The organism is Hymenobacter lucidus (assembly GCF_020447265.1).
GTDB classification, from domain to species: domain Bacteria; phylum Bacteroidota; class Bacteroidia; order Cytophagales; family Hymenobacteraceae; genus Hymenobacter; species Hymenobacter lucidus.
Genome location: NZ_JAJADR010000005.1, coordinates 262,286 through 277,591, shown reverse-complemented (window position 1 = coordinate 277,591; position 15,306 = coordinate 262,286). Strand labels below are relative to the sequence as shown.

The window sequence follows — 15,306 nt, the reverse complement described above, 5'->3', positions numbered from 1 at the left end:
CCCCTCGATTGTTACGCATGATAACAATTAATATGCAAAAAATAAAAAGAATAATACAAATAATTTTAATCTGAGCTTAATCTGCTTAAAAAGTGGCTTAACGCCTTACTGTAGAGCTTGCTAAGAGCTGTGTAGCCAGTTTGCTGGCTAAGCTATGTAATCCGAAACTACTGCAACTAACGGATGGAGTACGTACTCTGGAAAGAGCCTTCTACTGCAAACCGACGGCGCTTGGAGCCGGGGCGGGCTTCGGCCTCGCAGAGCACAGCCCGGTAAGTGCCCCGGATGATGTGGCGCTGCGTATCAATGGCCTGCACCTGCACGAGGCCGTCGTTGAGGCCGCAGGCCGTGGAATAGGCCGTGGTGGTGCCGTAGCGGTAAGAGGCGTCGCGCACGTGGCCGCTCAGTATTTCCTTGAACCGATACTGGCCCACGGCCAACGGAAACTGGTCGATGAGAATGGTGAGACCCTGGTCGTCGGGACTGTCAGCCCGCACCAGATTGATGGATAGCACCTTATTAACTCCGGTGCTGACTTCCAGGCGCGAAAAGGCTGTATCGACGGCTACGGGTTTGCCGTTGAGCGTAAGCGTAAGCGCCGGGCGCACGGGCGCCGAGCTTACCACCGCATTTTGAGCCCCAGCAAAAACGGTGGTTAAGCCCAGCGCCGAAAGAAGAAAAGAAAGCCGCATACGACAAACAACTAGGGGACGATACGGGGAACCACGTGGCACAAACCACGCCACACTACGGCCTACAAACGGCTGAACTGGTACGAATCGTACTCAATAAAGGGGTTAATGCGCATTTCCAGGCCTGCCACCTTACTGCCTTCCAGCTTGAAGACGGCGGGGAAAATGCCGTAAGTGGGATTGGAGTACGTGGCCCGGAATTCCTGGCCGTCCATGTAGTCGAGGGTGGCCGTCAGGTTGGGGTGGTTTGGGTAGCTCACCAGCAGCTGCTTGCCTTTCTTGGCCACACTGATCGGGCCGAACAGCGGGTGCGTAAACTGCCCGGTATAAGCATCCAGGGCCAATGGGAGCTTGTTTTTCTTGCTCACACGGCTTTGCAGCTTGGCTACAGCCGCGTAGGTTTCCTGGTCGCCGGCGTGGGCTCCTTTCAGGAAGGCGGCACTGCGGTTGGTGTAGGGCACGCCCAGGTAGCTGTCGAGAATTTGGTAGCGCAGGGCCTCGAAAAAGCTTTGGTTGTCGTTGTTGGTCAGAATAGCAATGCCGAGCTGCTCCTCGGGTACGAAGCAGACGTTACTGACGTGGCCGGTGGCCCCGCCGGTGTGCCAGAAAATCTGGCTGCCGGCGTAGTCGGCCGAGAAAACACCCAGGCCATAGGTCATGTAGTGCGTGGGCAACATGGTCGATTTACGCGTGTTGAGCAGCGTGTTGGGGTCCCGGGTTTTGCGCAGGGCTGCCCAACTCATCAGCTGCTTGCCCTCGTAGCGGCCACTATCGAGCTGGAAGCGCAGCCACTTGGCCAGGTCCGTTACGTTGGATACCATGCTGCCGCAGGGGCCGATGTTGTCGATGTTGTCGAAGGGCATCTGGGCCAGCGGGCCGAAGGTGTTGGAGTAGGGCAGGGCAATGTTGGGCCGCTGCCCGTAGCCGGCCGTGCCGGTGGAGGTGCTGGTCATGCCCAGGGGCTGCAGAAAATTCTGCTGCACGTAGTCGTCCCAGCTGGTGCCGCCCGTCACGGCCGGGATAATCTGGCCCGCTGCCACGAAGCCGGCGTTGCAGTAGCCGTAGTCTTTGCGAAACTGGCCGCTGGGCTTTAGCAGGCGCATGCGCTGCACTATCTCGTCGCGGCTCAGGCTGGAGTCCCAGAAGGTGAAGTCGCCCTGAAATGTCTTAGTGCCGAAGTGGTGTCCCATCAGGTCGCGCACGGTTACGAGCTGGGAGCTGATGGAGTCGTAGAGGCGGAAGCCGGGCAGGTACTTGTCGGCGCGGTCGTTGAGGGAAAGTTTCTTGTCTTCTTCGAGCTTGGCCAGGGCCGTACCGGTGAAGAGCTTGGTATTCGAGGCAATCATGAACAGCGTGTTGGCGTCCACGGGCTCGGGCCGGCCCACGGCCCGCACCCCGTAGCCCTTGCTGACTACCACTTTACCGTTTTTCACGATGACCACCGCCAACCCCGGAATCTGCCACTGGCGCATGCCGCGCTGAATATAACGGTCGAGGCTGTCGGTGATGAAGCGGCCGGACGTGGCTGCCTGCTGGGCCGCTGCGGGCTGGGGGTTGACAACGAAAAGGCTGCCGGCAAGGGCGGAAATAGCCGACAGACGGCCAAAAAACGTGCGCATAGCGTGTAGAGCGAAAATCTCAGTCGGAACCAGCCGGCGGCCCCACCCGTGGTTGAGCTGTCCCGGCCCTTGAAATTGGGATTATTAAACGAAAAAACCGCCTCCGCCCAAGGCAGAAGCGGCTTTTATTTCGCCGGTAAAAGACGTTTTTAAATAGCGTAAGCTGAATACTTGGACTTATTTGCCGCCGTTAATCATGTCAGAAACAATGCCTTTGCCCTTGGTCAGCTCCGACCATACCACGCCTGCAATATGGGCCACGACAAAGGCAATGACGAGGTACATCGTGAAGTTGTGCACCTCCTTTATAGTATGCTCCAGCTTGTGCAGCAGTTCTACGTCGTCGGCATATATCAGCACCAGGCCTGTGAGTACCATCACCGTGAGCATCAGGTAGAAAGCTGCGTAGGAATACTTGACCACCAGCGAATGGCGGGCGTCCTGCATATCGGCGCCTACCTGGCGAAAATACTGCCGCGCCACGCCCAGCTTGGCCCCAAACCGCTGCCCGGCCGGCTGAAAAAACTCCAGCACGATGCGGAACACCAGCAGAAACGACAGCGCCACGCCCAGGTAAATGTGCCAGTCCCAGATGCGGTGCGACACGATGCGCGTGAGACCCCGCACCTGTTCTTTGCTCATCGTGACGCCTTCCTTTTGCAGCACCTCCTGAAACTGCGGCCCCACGGTTTTCATTTTCAGAATCACGAACAGAAACAGAATGGTGGTGAGCAAACCCGAAATAACGGCCGCGCTGCTCCAGTGCCACAGGCGCAGTGCCAACGAGTTCTTGTTGCTGATGGGCTGGTTGATAACCGGAGCAGGCTGGGTTTGCATGGCAAAATGTGTGGCAGAAAAGCGGGGAGAGAGCAGTACAGAACGGCGCAGCCAGTAGAGTTCGGTGAAGAAAGCTGCTAACGGTCCTGGTCGAAAGCGGCTTCCGGCACCGGCACCTCGCGGCCGGGGTACACCAGCAGCGCCTGTTCGAGGCAGGTGAGGGCCAGGCCCAGAGCTTCGCAGTTGAGCACGTAGGCCATCCGTACTTCCTGCTTGCCCAGGCCCTTGGTGGCGTAAAAACCGCTGGCCGGGGACAGCATCACTGTCTGGCCGTGGTAGCTGAACTCTTCGAGCAGCCACTGGCAGAACGTGTCGCAGTCGTCGACGGGCAGGCGGGCCATCACGTAGAAGGCGCCGCCGGGTACGGGGCACTCTACGCCCGGCATGGCCCGCAGGCGGCTCACCATCAAGTCGCGGCGGGCCTGGTATTCGGCTTTGGTGTGGTCGAAATAGGTATCGGGCAGCTCTGAGGCAGCTTCGGCCAGCACCTGGGCTAGGCCGGGGGGGCTCACCCGCATTTGGGCAAACTTGAAGGCGGTTTGCTGCAGCGCCTTGTTTTTGGTGACGAAAGCCCCGATACGCGCCCCACAGGCGCTGTAGCGCTTCGAAATGGTATCCAGAATCACGATGTGGTCGTCGGCCCCGCTCAGGTGCATCGCACTCACGTAGTCGCCGTCGTAGCAAAACTCCCGGTAGGCCTCGTCGGAAAGCAGATACAGGCTGTGGCGCACGCACAGGTCCTTGAGCTGTTCGAGCTCGGCGCGGCTGTACACATAACCGGTCGGGTTATTGGGCGTGCAGAGCAGCACGGCCTTTGTGCGGGGCGTGATGCGGCGCTCAAACTCCTCGATGAGCGGCGGCGCAAAACCATCGGCCAGGTGGGACGTGACGGGCACGATGCGCACGTCGGTGGCCACGGCAAAGGCGGTATAAGCCCCATAGAACGGCTCGGGTATGATCAGCTCGTCGCCGGGATTGAGGCAGCTCATAAGGGCGAAAAAGATGGCCTCACTGCCCCCGGCCGTCACCAGAATATCGTCGGGCGTGACGGAAATGCCGACCTGCTGGTAGTAGCGGGCCAGTGCGCGCCGGTAACTGGGGTAGCCGGCCGTGGGGCTGTATTCCAGCACCCGGATGTTGGCCTGCTGCACCGCCGCCAGCATTACGGGCGGGGTTTCGATATCGGGCTGGCCGATGTTGAGATGATGCACCTGCACGCCGCGCTGCTTGGCGGCATCGGCGAAGGGCGTGAGCCGGCGGTACGGCGACAATGGCATAGCGTGGCCACGCTGCGAGACTTCCAACATACGGTCAAAGCTTAAAAGAACCACCCTGTTCTGGCGGGGCCGGGCACTGAGGAAAAGCGTTACGAATCAGCAAAAAGCAAACAAATACCGGTTCTAACAACTCCCCGCGTTTTCCGGTTAGCAGCCCATGACTACTTCCAACCTGCCCGAGGTGTGGCTACGGGGCCCATTGCCCGCCGTGCCGCCCCTGCTTCAGCCCGTAGCCCACGCCCTGCTGCAGGCCCGCGAGGAACTGCACGCCCAGCTCTTCGATTTTCCCGCCACTGGCCTCTGGCAGCGTCCCGCCGGGGTGGCGTCGGTGGGCTTTCACTTGCAGCACCTCACCGGGGTGCTCAGCCGCCTGCTCACCTACGCCCGCGGCGAGGCACTCACGCCCGCCCAGCTGCAACAGCTGGCGCAGGAAGGCCAGTGCCCAACCCCGGAATGCACCGTAGCGGAACTGGTGCAAGCCTTCGACGAGCAGGTAGAACAGGCCTTAGCGCAGCTTATTACCACTTATGAGGTCATGCTCACGCAGGTGCGCGGCGTGGGCCGGGCCCAACTGCCCTCCACCGTGCTGGGGCTGCTGGTGCACGCCGCCGAGCACACCATGCGCCACTTGGGCCAACTGCTGGTTACGGCCCGTATCGTGGGCGCACAGCTGGCGTAAGCTCCTCGGTAGAGGCCAGGCAATGTCGGTACAATGCTTGGCAATCAGGGAATTATTCTGTACATTATGTACGCTCTGCCAGTCCTGCCCGGGCAGGTAGTGGTGTCGGTCTTTTACCAAATTCGTATGATTTAACGCCTACTCACCGGCTTTTTCTCACCCTTCTTGCCTGTTCCAATGATGACCTGGATAAGAAGCAGTGTGCGGCCTGCCTTCGTTGGGCTACTTCTTGTCGGCTGCGCGCTTTTTTGCCCCACTACTGCCGGGGCGGAAGGCGGCAAGAAGCCTGGTGCTGCCGCCCCCAGCGGCTCGACGGCCGTGCTATACCTACGCGCCCTACTCGATACCGTGGCCCTGGGCCCGGCTGCTACATATGCCCGCCTCGGGTTGCGGGCCGGCTCGGTGGTGCAGTCGTTTTATGCCGGCCGCCGTTTCTCACCCGCCTGGACGCACACCGAATCGGGGTGGAATGCCCAGGCCGATGAGGCACTGCGGTTACTGGGCCGGGCCCGGCAGTTTGGCCTTTCGCCCGCTACCTATGCCAGCGCCGAGCTGCTGGCCCTGCCCGATTCGCTGCGCACCGCTGCTACCCCCGAGGCCCACAGCCGGCAGCTGGCCAGCTTCGAGCTGCGCCTCACCGATGCGTTGCTGCGCTATGCGGCCCACCTGCGCTTCGGCCAGCTCGATGCCCGTACGCTAAGCGCAGCCCCGCTGGAGGGCCCGACCGGCATGCAGGCCACGGCGGTGCTGGAGCAGGCCCTGGCGGCAGCGGCTTTTGCTCCCGCCTTTCTGCAGTGCCAGCCGGCCAGCCACTCATATCAGCGGCTGCAGCAGGCTTGGAGCCGCACCCTGGCCCCGGGCCCCGACTCGGTGGCCCGCCCGGGCAACGAGGCCGACTTCCGGCGGGTAGCGGTGAACCTGGAGCGGCTGCGCTGGGAAAATGCCGCGGCTGACACGGCCGAATACGCCCTGGTCAATATTCCGGCATTTCGACTGCAGCTCATCAAAAATGGCCGGGTGATGCAGACCCACCGGGTGGTAGTGGGTAAGCCCGACATGCCCACGCCCATACTCAGCAGCCGCATCATCGTATTCGTCACGGCTCCCGACTGGCGCGTGCCCTACAGCATTGCGGTGAACGAGATACTGCCCGAGCTGCAGGACGACCCCAGCTTCCTCTACGACAACCACTACCGCCTCTACGACTACCGCAACCGCCTCGTGAACCCCTGGCACGTGCGCTGGAGCAAGTACACGCCCGAAAACTTCCCCTACACCATTAAGCAGACCCCGGGCCGCCACAACGCGCTGGGCAACGTGGTGTTCTACTTTGGCAATCAGCACGCCGTATTCCTGCACGACACGCCGGCCCGCTCGGTGTTTCAGCGGCCGCAGCGCGCCCTCAGCCACGGCTGTGTGCGGGTGGAAAAGCCCCTGGCGCTGGCAGCCTACTTGCTGAAGCGCGAAAACCAGCAGGCCGCCCTGCCCGTCGTGAACCGCAGTATTGCCCAGCACGACAAGTGCCGCTTCGATCTGGCCCAGGGCCTGCCCATTCACATTCGCTACTACACCTGCGACACCGACAACGGCCGGCTGCGGTTCTATTCGGATGTGTACTGCCAGGACGAGCCGATTTTGGCTGCTTTGCTGGCGCAATAAAGTCCTGGTGGGGAGGCTGAAGTAGTTTGGTACTGCCCAACGTGGTATTGGTGTAATTGACTTTGCCAAAGCAACCTTTCCGGCTAGTTTTCCATCATCAATTCAGTTCTACCGCAAAAGAATGGGGCTGTGGTAGCCAGGGCAAGTCTGCCGCCCGGCACCCGGTGCCCCAGTGCTTATCTGCAGGAGAAAAGATGCATTGGTTTGGAAAGGAATTAAAAAAAGGCGCCTTGTTAGGTGCCTTTTTTTGTGGTTGGCTTGTACGGCACATTGTGAAACAGACAGTCATGCTTCGGCTTTCCTCTCGCTCCGTATGGCGGTAAAATCCGTATGGCGGTAAAACTACACCGCTACTGCCGGGCGGCCGGGCGCGAGCTGCAGCCGCTTCAGGGCCTTGCTAACGGTGACGTAGCTGATGGACGACGCGTAGCCGGCCCCGACCAGAAACTCGGCCAGCTGCCGCAGCGTCCAGGCTGTGGCGGGCTGCTCGGCCACGAGGTGGGCCAGCACGGCTTCGGCGGCGGGGGTGAGCTTGCTCGGCGCGCCACCCTGCACCGAGCTGGTGAGGTAGGCGGTGAGGCCCAGGCGGCGAAAGGTGCGACGCATGGCATACACCCGATCTTCGGTGGTGTGCAGCAGTTGGGCACTCACGGTGGCCGAGTGGCCGGCAGCCCAGTGCAGCAGCGTGTGGGCCCGGCTGATCTGGAGCGGTAGCAGGGAATCCTGTTGCAGGTATTCCTCAAGCTGCTGCCGCTGCCGCGCGGAAAGGCGGAAAGACTGGCGCTGACGTCCCATCGGGGAAAACGAGTTGGGTATAGAGTTGATAGAGCGTTAACCTGCTGCCTGAATATTGACCGCAAGCTGTAGTTGAGCAGTTATTGCTGCTGCGGCACGTGGCCTTTGAGCCCGTACCACAGGATGTAGAGGTAGCAGAGCACGGGCAGCACGAAGGCTACGCGCAGCGTGCTGGCATCGGCCACGAGAGCGAAGAGCAACGGCACCACGGCACCACCCACAATGGCCACGTTCAGCAGTCCCGAGGCCTGCTCGGTGTGGCGGCCCAGCCCGGCCACGGCCAGCGTGAAGATGGTGGCAAACATGATAGAGTTCATCAACCCCACGGCCAGCAGGCTCCACATGGCTATTTCCCCCCGCGTGAGGGCCGAAATAACAACCAGCACCACGGCACCCACGGCGTTGAAAGCCAGCAGACGGCCAGGGTTGAAGCGGTTGAGCAGGTAGGCGCCCACGAAACGCCCAATCATGGCCCCGCCCCAGTAGTAGGACACCTGGTTGCCGGCCGCTGCGGGCGTCATGCTCATCACATCGGGCAGGTGTAGGTAGCTCACGATGTGCGAGCCAATGGCCACCTCGCCGCCCACGTAGGCAAAAATGCCCACCATACCCAGCACCAGGTGGCGGTAGTGCCAGGCTTGGCTGCGGGCATCATCCTGCCGAATAGCGTGCACGATTTTGGGCAGCTTCAGCAAGCCCAGCAGCACGCTTATAACCAGCAGCACGGCCCCAATGCCCAGGTACGGAATCTGGACGGCGCGCACGTCAATGGCGGCCGCCGCCTGGGGCGTATCGAGGGTGGGCAGGTGGGACAGGATGAGCCAGGAGCCCAGCAGCGGCGCTACTGTGGTGCCCAGCGAGTTGAAGGCCTGGGTGAGCGTGAGGCGGGCCGGAGCTGAGCGGGCCGGCCCCAGAATGGCCACGTAAGGGTTGCCGGCCACCTGCAGCAGCACCACGCCGGTAGCCAGCACAAACAGCGCGGCCAGAAACAGCGGGTAGCTGCGGCTGTCGGCGGCGGGGTAAAACAGAAAGCAGCCCAGCGCCGCCACTACAAAGCCCGCCAGCATGCCACCCTTGTAGCCCACGCGCTGCACGACCCAGCCGGCCGGAATGCCCATCACGAAATAGGCCCCGAAAAAGCAGAAGTTGATGAGGTTGGCCTGGGTGTAGTTGAGCTGAAAAATGGTTTTTAGGTAGGGAATCAGAATGTCGTTCAGGCAGGTGATAAAGCCCATCATGAAAAACAACACCGTCAGTGACGATAGGGCCGAGGTGTAACGCGGCGTTTCCTGGCCGGTATCGGGTTGGGCAGCGACGGAAGTAGGGGCAACGAGGGCCATACGGAAAGGGCAAAGGGAGAGAAAGGAGGATGGGCGGTCGGTTACGGCTGCTTTTGCTTGAGGGCCTGGGCTACGGCCTGGTTGAGCAGGGGCTCCATTACGCGGTAGCCGGCTAGGTTGGGGTGCACGCCATCTTCGCCGTAAATCTTTTGCAGGCCCTGTTGCTCGTCGGCCATGGCCGAATGGAAATCGAGGTAGGTGTGGCGCTGCTGGGCGGCGTAGGCTTTGAGCTGCTGGTTGAGGGCCACGATTTTGGGTGCGGGGTTCAGGCCTTTGCGCCACCAGAAGTCGGTGGCGGGCAGCACCGAGGCCAGCACCACCCGGATGCGGTGGGCGCGGGCCAGTTCGGCCATCGACATGATGTTTTCCATCGTGCGCTCGGGCATATAGGGGCCGCCATTTTCGGCCACATCGTTGGTACCCACAACAATGACCACCACGGCGGGCCGCAGGTTGATGACGTCCTGGCGGAAGCGCAGCAGCGTTTGGCCCGTATGCTGCCCGCTGATGCCCCGGCCGATGTAGCCATAGGGCTTGCCGGCGAAAAAGGCAGAGTCGGTTTTGACCCAGCCCTCGGTAATGGAGTTGCCGATGATGACCACTCGGGCCGGGCTGGCCGGCGGGGCCGGTAGCTTCTGGTTGGCAGCGGCGTAGCGCTCCTGCCAGGCCCAGTCGTAGGCGGCGGGCTTGGGCTGCTGGGCGGTAGCGGCCAGCGGGGCCAGCAGAGCCGCCGCCAGCAGCAAGCAGGGCAGCGGGAGTTTAAGAAGGATTGTCATAACCAGTAGTACGCGGGAAAATGCGCTGGGCAACGGCAGCGGAAACGTGGCTAGTAGGATGTAGAGACGCACCCTGGCGTCTCGTCGTACGCGCCGTTCGCACGACCATCGTTCAATGACGAGACGCCAGGGTGCGTCTCTACACCGTGCAACGAGCCGGGGCTCCTGGTGCTTCCCGTCCCGAAAGCGGCACTTGCCTATGCCTTGCAGCTACTTGCCGGGCCTTTGCAACTTGTCGCCAGGGGCACGGGTGGGCCGGGGCTGCGCGGCTAGTTGATGACGAACGTCATGATGGAGTGGGGTTGGCTGCTGGCTTGGGCGGCTTGGCCCTGCAGCCAAAGCTGAAAGTCTTGCTTGGTGTCGCCGTCATTCATTACTACCACGGCTACTTTGCCATCGGTATTGAGGAAGGCGGTGGTGGTGAGATGGTCGCGGTTGGAAGAGCTGACGATGCGCTTGGCCCCGGGCCGAATGAACTTGGAGAAATGGCCGATATAGTAGTAAATGTTGGTGTAAATCAGCTTGCCGGTGCGCGTATCGCCAATCAGGGGCGCGTAGCAGAAGTTCTTGACGTGGTTGGGGCCGCCGGTTTCGTCGAGCAGGATGTTCCAGTCGGTCCAGCCCACGTTGCCGTTGTTGAAGTCGTTGATCATCGAGCTGCCGTACTTCTCGCCCAGGGCCCAGTCGTTCACTTTGTTGAAGTCGAACTTCTCGATGCAGGCCTCGGTGAGCAGCAGGTTGGTGTTGGGGTAAGTTTCATGCACGCGGCGCACGTTGTCGTGCATCATGGCACTGCCGGTCCAGGTTTCGTACCAGTGGTAGCCCACGCCCCACACGTACTGGGCCGCTTTGGGGTCGTCGAGAATGGTGCTGGCCCGCTGGTACACCTGGTCACGGTTGTGGTCCCAGGCAATGAGCTTCCGGTCGCCGAGGCCGTTCTTTTTGAGCGTAGGGCCGAGGTATTCCTTGATAAAGTCGCGCTCCTCTGTGGCCGTGAAAATGCAGGACTCCCACTTCTGCACGGCCATGGGCTCGTTCTGGGTGCTCAGGCCCCAGATCGGGATGCCCTGCCGCTCATATTCCTTGATGAACTTGACGTAGTGGTCGGCCCACACCTGGCGGTACTGGGGCAGCAGCTTGCCACCTTTGAGCAGGCTGTTGTTGTCCTTCATCCAGGCCGGGGGGCTCCAGGGGGCCACATACATTGTGAGCTTGCCACCGGCCGCCTGCTGGGCCTGCTTGATGAAGGGAATCCGGTACTGCTCGTCGTGTTTTACACTAAAGGTCTTGAGCTGCTCGTCCTTGTCGGCCACGTAGGTGTAGGGCGCGCTGCTGAAGTCGGAGCTGGCAATGCTGGTGCGGGCCAGCGTGTAGCCGATGCCCTTGGTAGGGCTGTAGTAGGCCTGCATAAACTCCTGCTGCTGCTCTTTGCTGAGCTTGGCGTAGGTTTCGGCGGCGGCATCCGTTAGTGCCCCGCCGATACCCAGCAGCGACTGAAACGTTTTGGTAGGGTCCACGAAGATGCAGACCTGGGTTTCGAGCGGCTGGGCCGAGGGCTGAAACGAGAGGGTGGAGCCGGCGGCCAGGCGCAGGTCGGTACCGGCGGCGGTGGTGTACACCTGGGCTTTTTTGCCTGCCACCGAATACGCCTTGAAGTTGCGGGCCGGGTTGGCCGCGCTCTGGGCCGTGGCTCCGCCGATGCCTAGCGTGGTCAGCAGAAAGAGGGAAGGAAGAAGCTTGTTGAGCATGAGGATAAAATATGCGCGGGCAGGCCCGCTGTTACGGCCGGCCGGTAGCAGAATACCGGCCGGCCGTAGTGGGGAAAATCAGGCTAGTGACTGATAACGAGGCGGTGCTGAAGCTGGCCTTCGGGCGTGCCCACGCGCAGCACGTATACGCCCGTGGGCAGCGTGGCCACATTCAGCCGGAAGGCGTTAAGACCGATACGCACAGCGCTTTCGGGGCGTTGGAGCACGGTTTTGCCCAGCATATCCACCAATTGGATCTGGAGGCTGTGGGGCTGGTCGGCGGTGTAGTCGAAGGTCAGCTCCGAAGCCACGGCCGTAGGGTAGAGCTGCAGGCGGGCATCGGCGGCCGAGCCGGCCGTAGCCAGCGCCACGCGGGCCGCCGCGCCTTGGTCCGAGAAGTACCAGCGCTGGTTGTTGCCGCCGCCGTAGGTCCACTGGTGAATGGCCGCGCCGTCGGCGGTAGAGTTGTTCGACACGTCCAGCGCCTTGCCGCTGTACTTGCTGATGATGCGGTAGGTGCCGTCGCCGTTGCTGATAATCTGCCAGTATTGGCTGTCCTGGCTCAGCCAGTCCCACTGATGAATCAGGGCACCGTCGGCGGTGCTGGGGCCGGCCACGTCGAGGCTCTTGTTGCTGTTCAGGTTCACGATGCGCACGTAGCCGCCGCCGGCATCCACAAGCTTCCATTTCTGGCTGGCCGCACCCACCCAGGTCCACTGCTGCACCCGGCCGCCGTTGGCCGTCGAGTTGGCCGAGACTTCCATGGCCTTACCGCCGTTCTTGGAGCTGATTTCGTAGATGCGCCCGATGGCCGGGCCGCTGGGCGTGGCGGTGGTGCCGTTGTAGTTGCCGCCGCCGGGGTAGTTCACGATGCCGTTCTGGTTTGGCGACACGGCCGCCACGGTGGTGTTGGGCACGCAGTTGGCCCACTGGATGTTGGTCAGCACCTGGTTCAGGCCAGCGGGGCCATCCACCACGTAGGGCGGGTTAATGTGCATGAAAGCCGGGTTGCTGCGGTCTTCGAAGCGCTTGTAGGTCCAGTGGCACCAGCCGATGCCCACCGAGTTGAGGTTGCGGGCCGCGTCGCGCATCCAGGTGTCGGAGTTTTCACCGGTTTCGCCAATCCAGACGGGCACGTTGTGGGTGGTGCGGAAGTTACGCAGGTCGCCGATGAAGCGAATGGTGTTGGGGCTGCCGCCGGTCGAGTTCACGCCGTTGTCCATCTCGTAGCCGCCGCCGCTATAGCGGTGTGAGTTATACACCAGGTTGGTGCGGTTGGAGAAGGTAAACGGCTCCATGTAATTGTAATCGTTGCCCCAGCCGTTGCCTTCCAGCAGAATCAGGTGGTTGTCGCCCTGGCCCCGAATAGAGGTAATCAGGCGCTGGTACACGTCGTGAATCTTCTGGTTGTTGGGGAAGTTGTTGGGCTCGTTGATCAGGTCGTACATGGCCACGCGCGAGTCGTTCTTGTAGCGGTTCGACACGAAGCGCCACAGCCGGTCGAGCACGTCCTGATTGATCTGGCGGTTCCAGAGGTCATTGGCCACAATCTGGTCGGCAATGTTGGCATCGGTACCCTGCGAGCCGGGCACGGCGTGCATATCCAGCACCACGTACATATTGTTGGCCTGGGCCCAAGCCAGCGTGTTGTCAATCATGCGTAGCGCCTCCATATTGTTGGGGTCCACGAAGAGCTGATTGGCATTGTACCAATTCGTGAGCTGGCTCACGTAGGAGTCGTACGAAACGGTGCCGCGCATCACACTGCTGCGCACCGCGCGCTGGCTGGGCGTCAAGAACAGTTCGTAGTGCAGCGGTAGGCGCACGCAGTTAAAGCCCTTGCTGGCGATGTAGTCGAGGTCGGGCTTGGTAATGAAGTTGTTGCGGTAGTTCTGGTAGAAGGTTTCCACGGCTGCGTCGCTCATGCCGGCGTTGTAGAGCGTCTTTTTTACCGCGCCCTGCGTCTGCTTCGTGGCGCCGTTTATCGTGGCCCCAGGCCAGCCCACTTTCATCATGTAGCCTTCCTGCACGGCCCAGTTGCCCAGGTTCATCCCGTTCAGAATCACTTCCTGGTTGCTGGCATTCACGATGCGCGTACCGTCGGCGCGCAGAAAGCTTTGGGCCGAAGCCTGCTGGCCGAAGCCCAGGCCCGTGGCCAGTACTAGGGCTGTGCGCAGCCACCGCGCCGCGCCCGAAAGGGGAGTAGTCTTGTTCATTGTCTGTGGGAATTTTGGTTGTGAAAAAAAAGGAAAGCAGAGCGGTGAACAGGTGCGGGTGGGGTGGCAAGCAGAGCGTGGAGTAAGCGAAAAAAGGATGAAGTAAGAAGAAGCTGAAAGGCTGAATTACCAGACGTAGGTACCCACGGCACCGGCCGTCAGCGTGGTGCTGACTACTTTGCCGCGGTATTGAATGTCAAACGATTGGGTTTGGCTGCCGCTGTTCTGCACGATGAGCACCTTCTTGCCGTTGGGGGCTTTGAAGGCCACGTTCGAGAGGCTGCCGGGTACGTTGGTATCGATGCGGACTGAGCCGGGGCGCACGAACTTGGCCGCATGGGCCACCGTGTAGTAGGCCGTATTACGGCTCACGCTGTTGCCGTTAATGGTGAGGGCGCCCAGGCAGGTATTGCAGCCGCCGTTGGTGTAAGGGCCGTAGTTCTGGTCGGCGGCCAGGTTCCACTCCAGCACGTTCTTGCTCCAGTTGCGCGTGGCCCCGATGATGAGCGTGTTAATGTGCCAGCCAAAGTCGCCGGCGAAGTTGCCGGGCCCACCCACCCACTGCTCGGTGAAGTACACGTTCTTGGTAGGGTAGGCATTGTGCACGGTCGTCAGGGCGTTGATGCTGCCGGCGTAGAGGTGAAACGCCGAGCCGTCGACGTACTGACTCACGGCCGGGTCGGCTAGGATGCTTATCGGGTAGTCAATCCGGTCGGTGTTGTGGTCATAGAGAATAATCTTGGTGTTGAGCCCGGCGGCCCGCAGGGCCGGCCCCACGTTGGTTTTGATAAACTCGGCCTGCTCGGGAGCAGTCATTACCATGCTGGGGTTGTTGCCGCCGTGCAGGGGTTCGTTTTGCAGCGTTACGGCATCCAGGGTGATGCCCTCGGCCTGCATGGCCTGCAGGTATTTGACGAAATACTGGGCGTAGACTGCGTAGTACTCGGGCTTCAGAGAGCCGCCTTTCAGGCTGCCGTTGGTTTTCATCCAAGCCGGGGCCGACCACGGGGAGCCCAGAATCTTGAGCGTCGGGTTGATGGCCAGAATTTCCTTGAGCACCGGAATCAGGTCCTTCCGCTCGGGCGCGATGCTGAACTGGGCCAGGGTAGGGTCGGTCTGCCCGCCGGGCAGGTCGTCGTAGGTAAACTCCTTGACATCCAAATCGGAAGCCCCGATGCTGATGCGCAGGTAGCTGGTGCCGATATTGTTGTCGTCGGTGGCAAAAAGCTCCTTCAGCAGCGCCGCGCGCGTAGGGGCCGTCAGCTGGTTGAGCAGTGTGGCGCTGCCCCCCGTGAGCGTGTAGCCGAAGCCATCAATGGACTGGTACGTTTTGGTCGTATCCACGATGATGGTCGGGTTCGAGCTGTTTGCCGTCTGGAAATTCAGCACCAGCGTACTTTTCTGAAACAGCGTGGCCTGGTCGGGCGTGGTTAGCCACAGGGCTACCTGCGAAGGGCCGGTAACGGGCGGATCAACTCCGCCACCACCGCCACCGGGCTTGGGGTCGGCCTCGTTCTTGGAGGTGCAGCGCGTGAGCAGCATGGCCGGCAGCAGCAGCAGGCTCAGGCCCAAACGGAGGCGGCGGGTAGCGGAAAAGGAAATTTTCATAGCGTTGTCAGAGGGGGAAAAGGCCGGAAAAGGGCGCCCGGCGGTACTCATCGTGTAGCT

12 protein-coding genes are annotated in these 15,306 nt (G+C 61.4%); 2 read left to right on the top strand and 10 right to left on the bottom strand.

The features are described from left to right. Window positions 1–176 precede the first annotated feature (176 nt). The 4 genes from LGH74_RS17395 to LGH74_RS17380 all read right to left on the bottom strand — a co-directional run bounded on the left by LGH74_RS17395 (window position 177) and on the right by LGH74_RS17380 (window position 4,455). Window positions 177–692, bottom strand: a complete 516-nt coding sequence (locus tag LGH74_RS17395) for a hypothetical protein (RefSeq protein WP_226177589.1) — start codon at window positions 690–692, stop codon at window positions 177–179. 62 nt (window positions 693–754) lie between these two features. After that, window positions 755–2,311 (bottom strand): serine hydrolase, encoded by a 1,557-nt coding sequence (locus LGH74_RS17390; RefSeq protein WP_226177587.1) that lies wholly within the window; start codon window positions 2,309–2,311, stop codon window positions 755–757. A gap of 177 nt (window positions 2,312–2,488) precedes the next feature. Then, entirely contained in the window at window positions 2,489–3,148 is a 660-nt protein-coding gene (locus LGH74_RS17385) for a cytochrome b/b6 domain-containing protein (RefSeq protein WP_226177586.1), read from the bottom strand. 77 nt (window positions 3,149–3,225) lie between these two features. Next, window positions 3,226–4,455, bottom strand: coding sequence for a pyridoxal phosphate-dependent aminotransferase (locus LGH74_RS17380; protein ID WP_226177585.1), 1,230 nt, complete (start codon window positions 4,453–4,455; stop codon window positions 3,226–3,228). A 127-nt stretch (window positions 4,456–4,582) separates the two neighbouring features. On the opposite strand from LGH74_RS17380, the gene LGH74_RS17375 reads away from it, so the two are divergent. Together LGH74_RS17375 and LGH74_RS17370 are read left to right on the top strand one after the other, a co-directional pair. Further along, window positions 4,583–5,104: a DinB family protein gene (locus tag LGH74_RS17375; protein ID WP_226177584.1), complete on the top strand. Its 522-nt coding sequence runs from the start codon at window positions 4,583–4,585 to the stop codon at window positions 5,102–5,104. 177 nt (window positions 5,105–5,281) lie between these two features. Further along, the gene (locus LGH74_RS17370; protein ID WP_226177583.1) at window positions 5,282–6,763 is read left to right on the top strand and encodes a L,D-transpeptidase scaffold domain-containing protein; all 1,482 of its coding nucleotides are present in this window, start codon (window positions 5,282–5,284) and stop codon (window positions 6,761–6,763) included. 342 nt (window positions 6,764–7,105) lie between these two features. Here LGH74_RS17370 and LGH74_RS17365 read toward each other — a convergent pair whose 3' ends face one another. The 6 genes from LGH74_RS17365 to LGH74_RS17340 all read right to left on the bottom strand — a co-directional run bounded on the left by LGH74_RS17365 (window position 7,106) and on the right by LGH74_RS17340 (window position 15,246). Next, window positions 7,106–7,558, bottom strand: coding sequence for a helix-turn-helix domain-containing protein (locus LGH74_RS17365; protein ID WP_226177582.1), 453 nt, complete (start codon window positions 7,556–7,558; stop codon window positions 7,106–7,108). An 80-nt stretch (window positions 7,559–7,638) separates the two neighbouring features. After that, entirely contained in the window at window positions 7,639–8,898 is a 1,260-nt protein-coding gene (locus tag LGH74_RS17360; RefSeq protein WP_226177581.1) for a sugar MFS transporter, read from the bottom strand. 41 nt (window positions 8,899–8,939) lie between these two features. Further along, window positions 8,940–9,674 carry a GDSL-type esterase/lipase family protein gene (locus LGH74_RS17355; RefSeq protein WP_226177580.1) on the bottom strand — a complete coding sequence of 245 codons (735 nt, stop codon included), beginning with the start codon at window positions 9,672–9,674 and terminating at the stop codon, window positions 8,940–8,942. Between the two features lie 269 nt (window positions 9,675–9,943). Continuing rightward, window positions 9,944–11,422 carry a glycoside hydrolase family 30 protein gene (locus LGH74_RS17350; RefSeq protein ID WP_226177578.1) on the bottom strand — a complete coding sequence of 493 codons (1,479 nt, stop codon included), beginning with the start codon at window positions 11,420–11,422 and terminating at the stop codon, window positions 9,944–9,946. 83 nt (window positions 11,423–11,505) lie between these two features. After that, entirely contained in the window at window positions 11,506–13,638 is a 2,133-nt protein-coding gene (locus LGH74_RS17345; RefSeq protein ID WP_226177576.1) for an RICIN domain-containing protein, read from the bottom strand. A gap of 126 nt (window positions 13,639–13,764) precedes the next feature. Further along, a complete protein-coding gene (locus LGH74_RS17340; protein WP_226177574.1) occupies window positions 13,765–15,246 on the bottom strand; it encodes a glycoside hydrolase family 30 protein in 1,482 nt (493 codons plus the stop codon). Between the last annotated feature and the right edge of the window lie 60 nt (window positions 15,247–15,306).

Excerpts from the sequence above, each read along its gene's own strand:
- LGH74_RS17395 (WP_226177589.1), bottom strand. The coding sequence starts at position 692 with ATGCGGCTTTCTTTTCTTCTTTCGGCGCTGGGCTTAACCACCGTTTTT.
- LGH74_RS17390 (WP_226177587.1), bottom strand. The coding sequence starts at position 2,311 with ATGCGCACGTTTTTTGGCCGTCTGTCGGCTATTTCCGCCCTTGCCGGC.
- LGH74_RS17385 (WP_226177586.1), bottom strand. The coding sequence starts at position 3,148 with ATGCAAACCCAGCCTGCTCCGGTTATCAACCAGCCCATCAGCAACAAG.
- LGH74_RS17380 (WP_226177585.1), bottom strand. The coding sequence starts at position 4,455 with ATGTTGGAAGTCTCGCAGCGTGGCCACGCTATGCCATTGTCGCCGTAC.
- LGH74_RS17375 (WP_226177584.1), top strand. The coding sequence starts at position 4,583 with ATGACTACTTCCAACCTGCCCGAGGTGTGGCTACGGGGCCCATTGCCC.
- LGH74_RS17370 (WP_226177583.1), top strand. The coding sequence starts at position 5,282 with ATGATGACCTGGATAAGAAGCAGTGTGCGGCCTGCCTTCGTTGGGCTA.
- LGH74_RS17365 (WP_226177582.1), bottom strand. The coding sequence starts at position 7,558 with ATGGGACGTCAGCGCCAGTCTTTCCGCCTTTCCGCGCGGCAGCGGCAG.
- LGH74_RS17360 (WP_226177581.1), bottom strand. The coding sequence starts at position 8,898 with ATGGCCCTCGTTGCCCCTACTTCCGTCGCTGCCCAACCCGATACCGGC.
- LGH74_RS17355 (WP_226177580.1), bottom strand. The coding sequence starts at position 9,674 with ATGACAATCCTTCTTAAACTCCCGCTGCCCTGCTTGCTGCTGGCGGCG.
- LGH74_RS17350 (WP_226177578.1), bottom strand. The coding sequence starts at position 11,422 with ATGCTCAACAAGCTTCTTCCTTCCCTCTTTCTGCTGACCACGCTAGGC.
- LGH74_RS17345 (WP_226177576.1), bottom strand. The coding sequence starts at position 13,638 with ATGAACAAGACTACTCCCCTTTCGGGCGCGGCGCGGTGGCTGCGCACA.
- LGH74_RS17340 (WP_226177574.1), bottom strand. The coding sequence starts at position 15,246 with ATGAAAATTTCCTTTTCCGCTACCCGCCGCCTCCGTTTGGGCCTGAGC.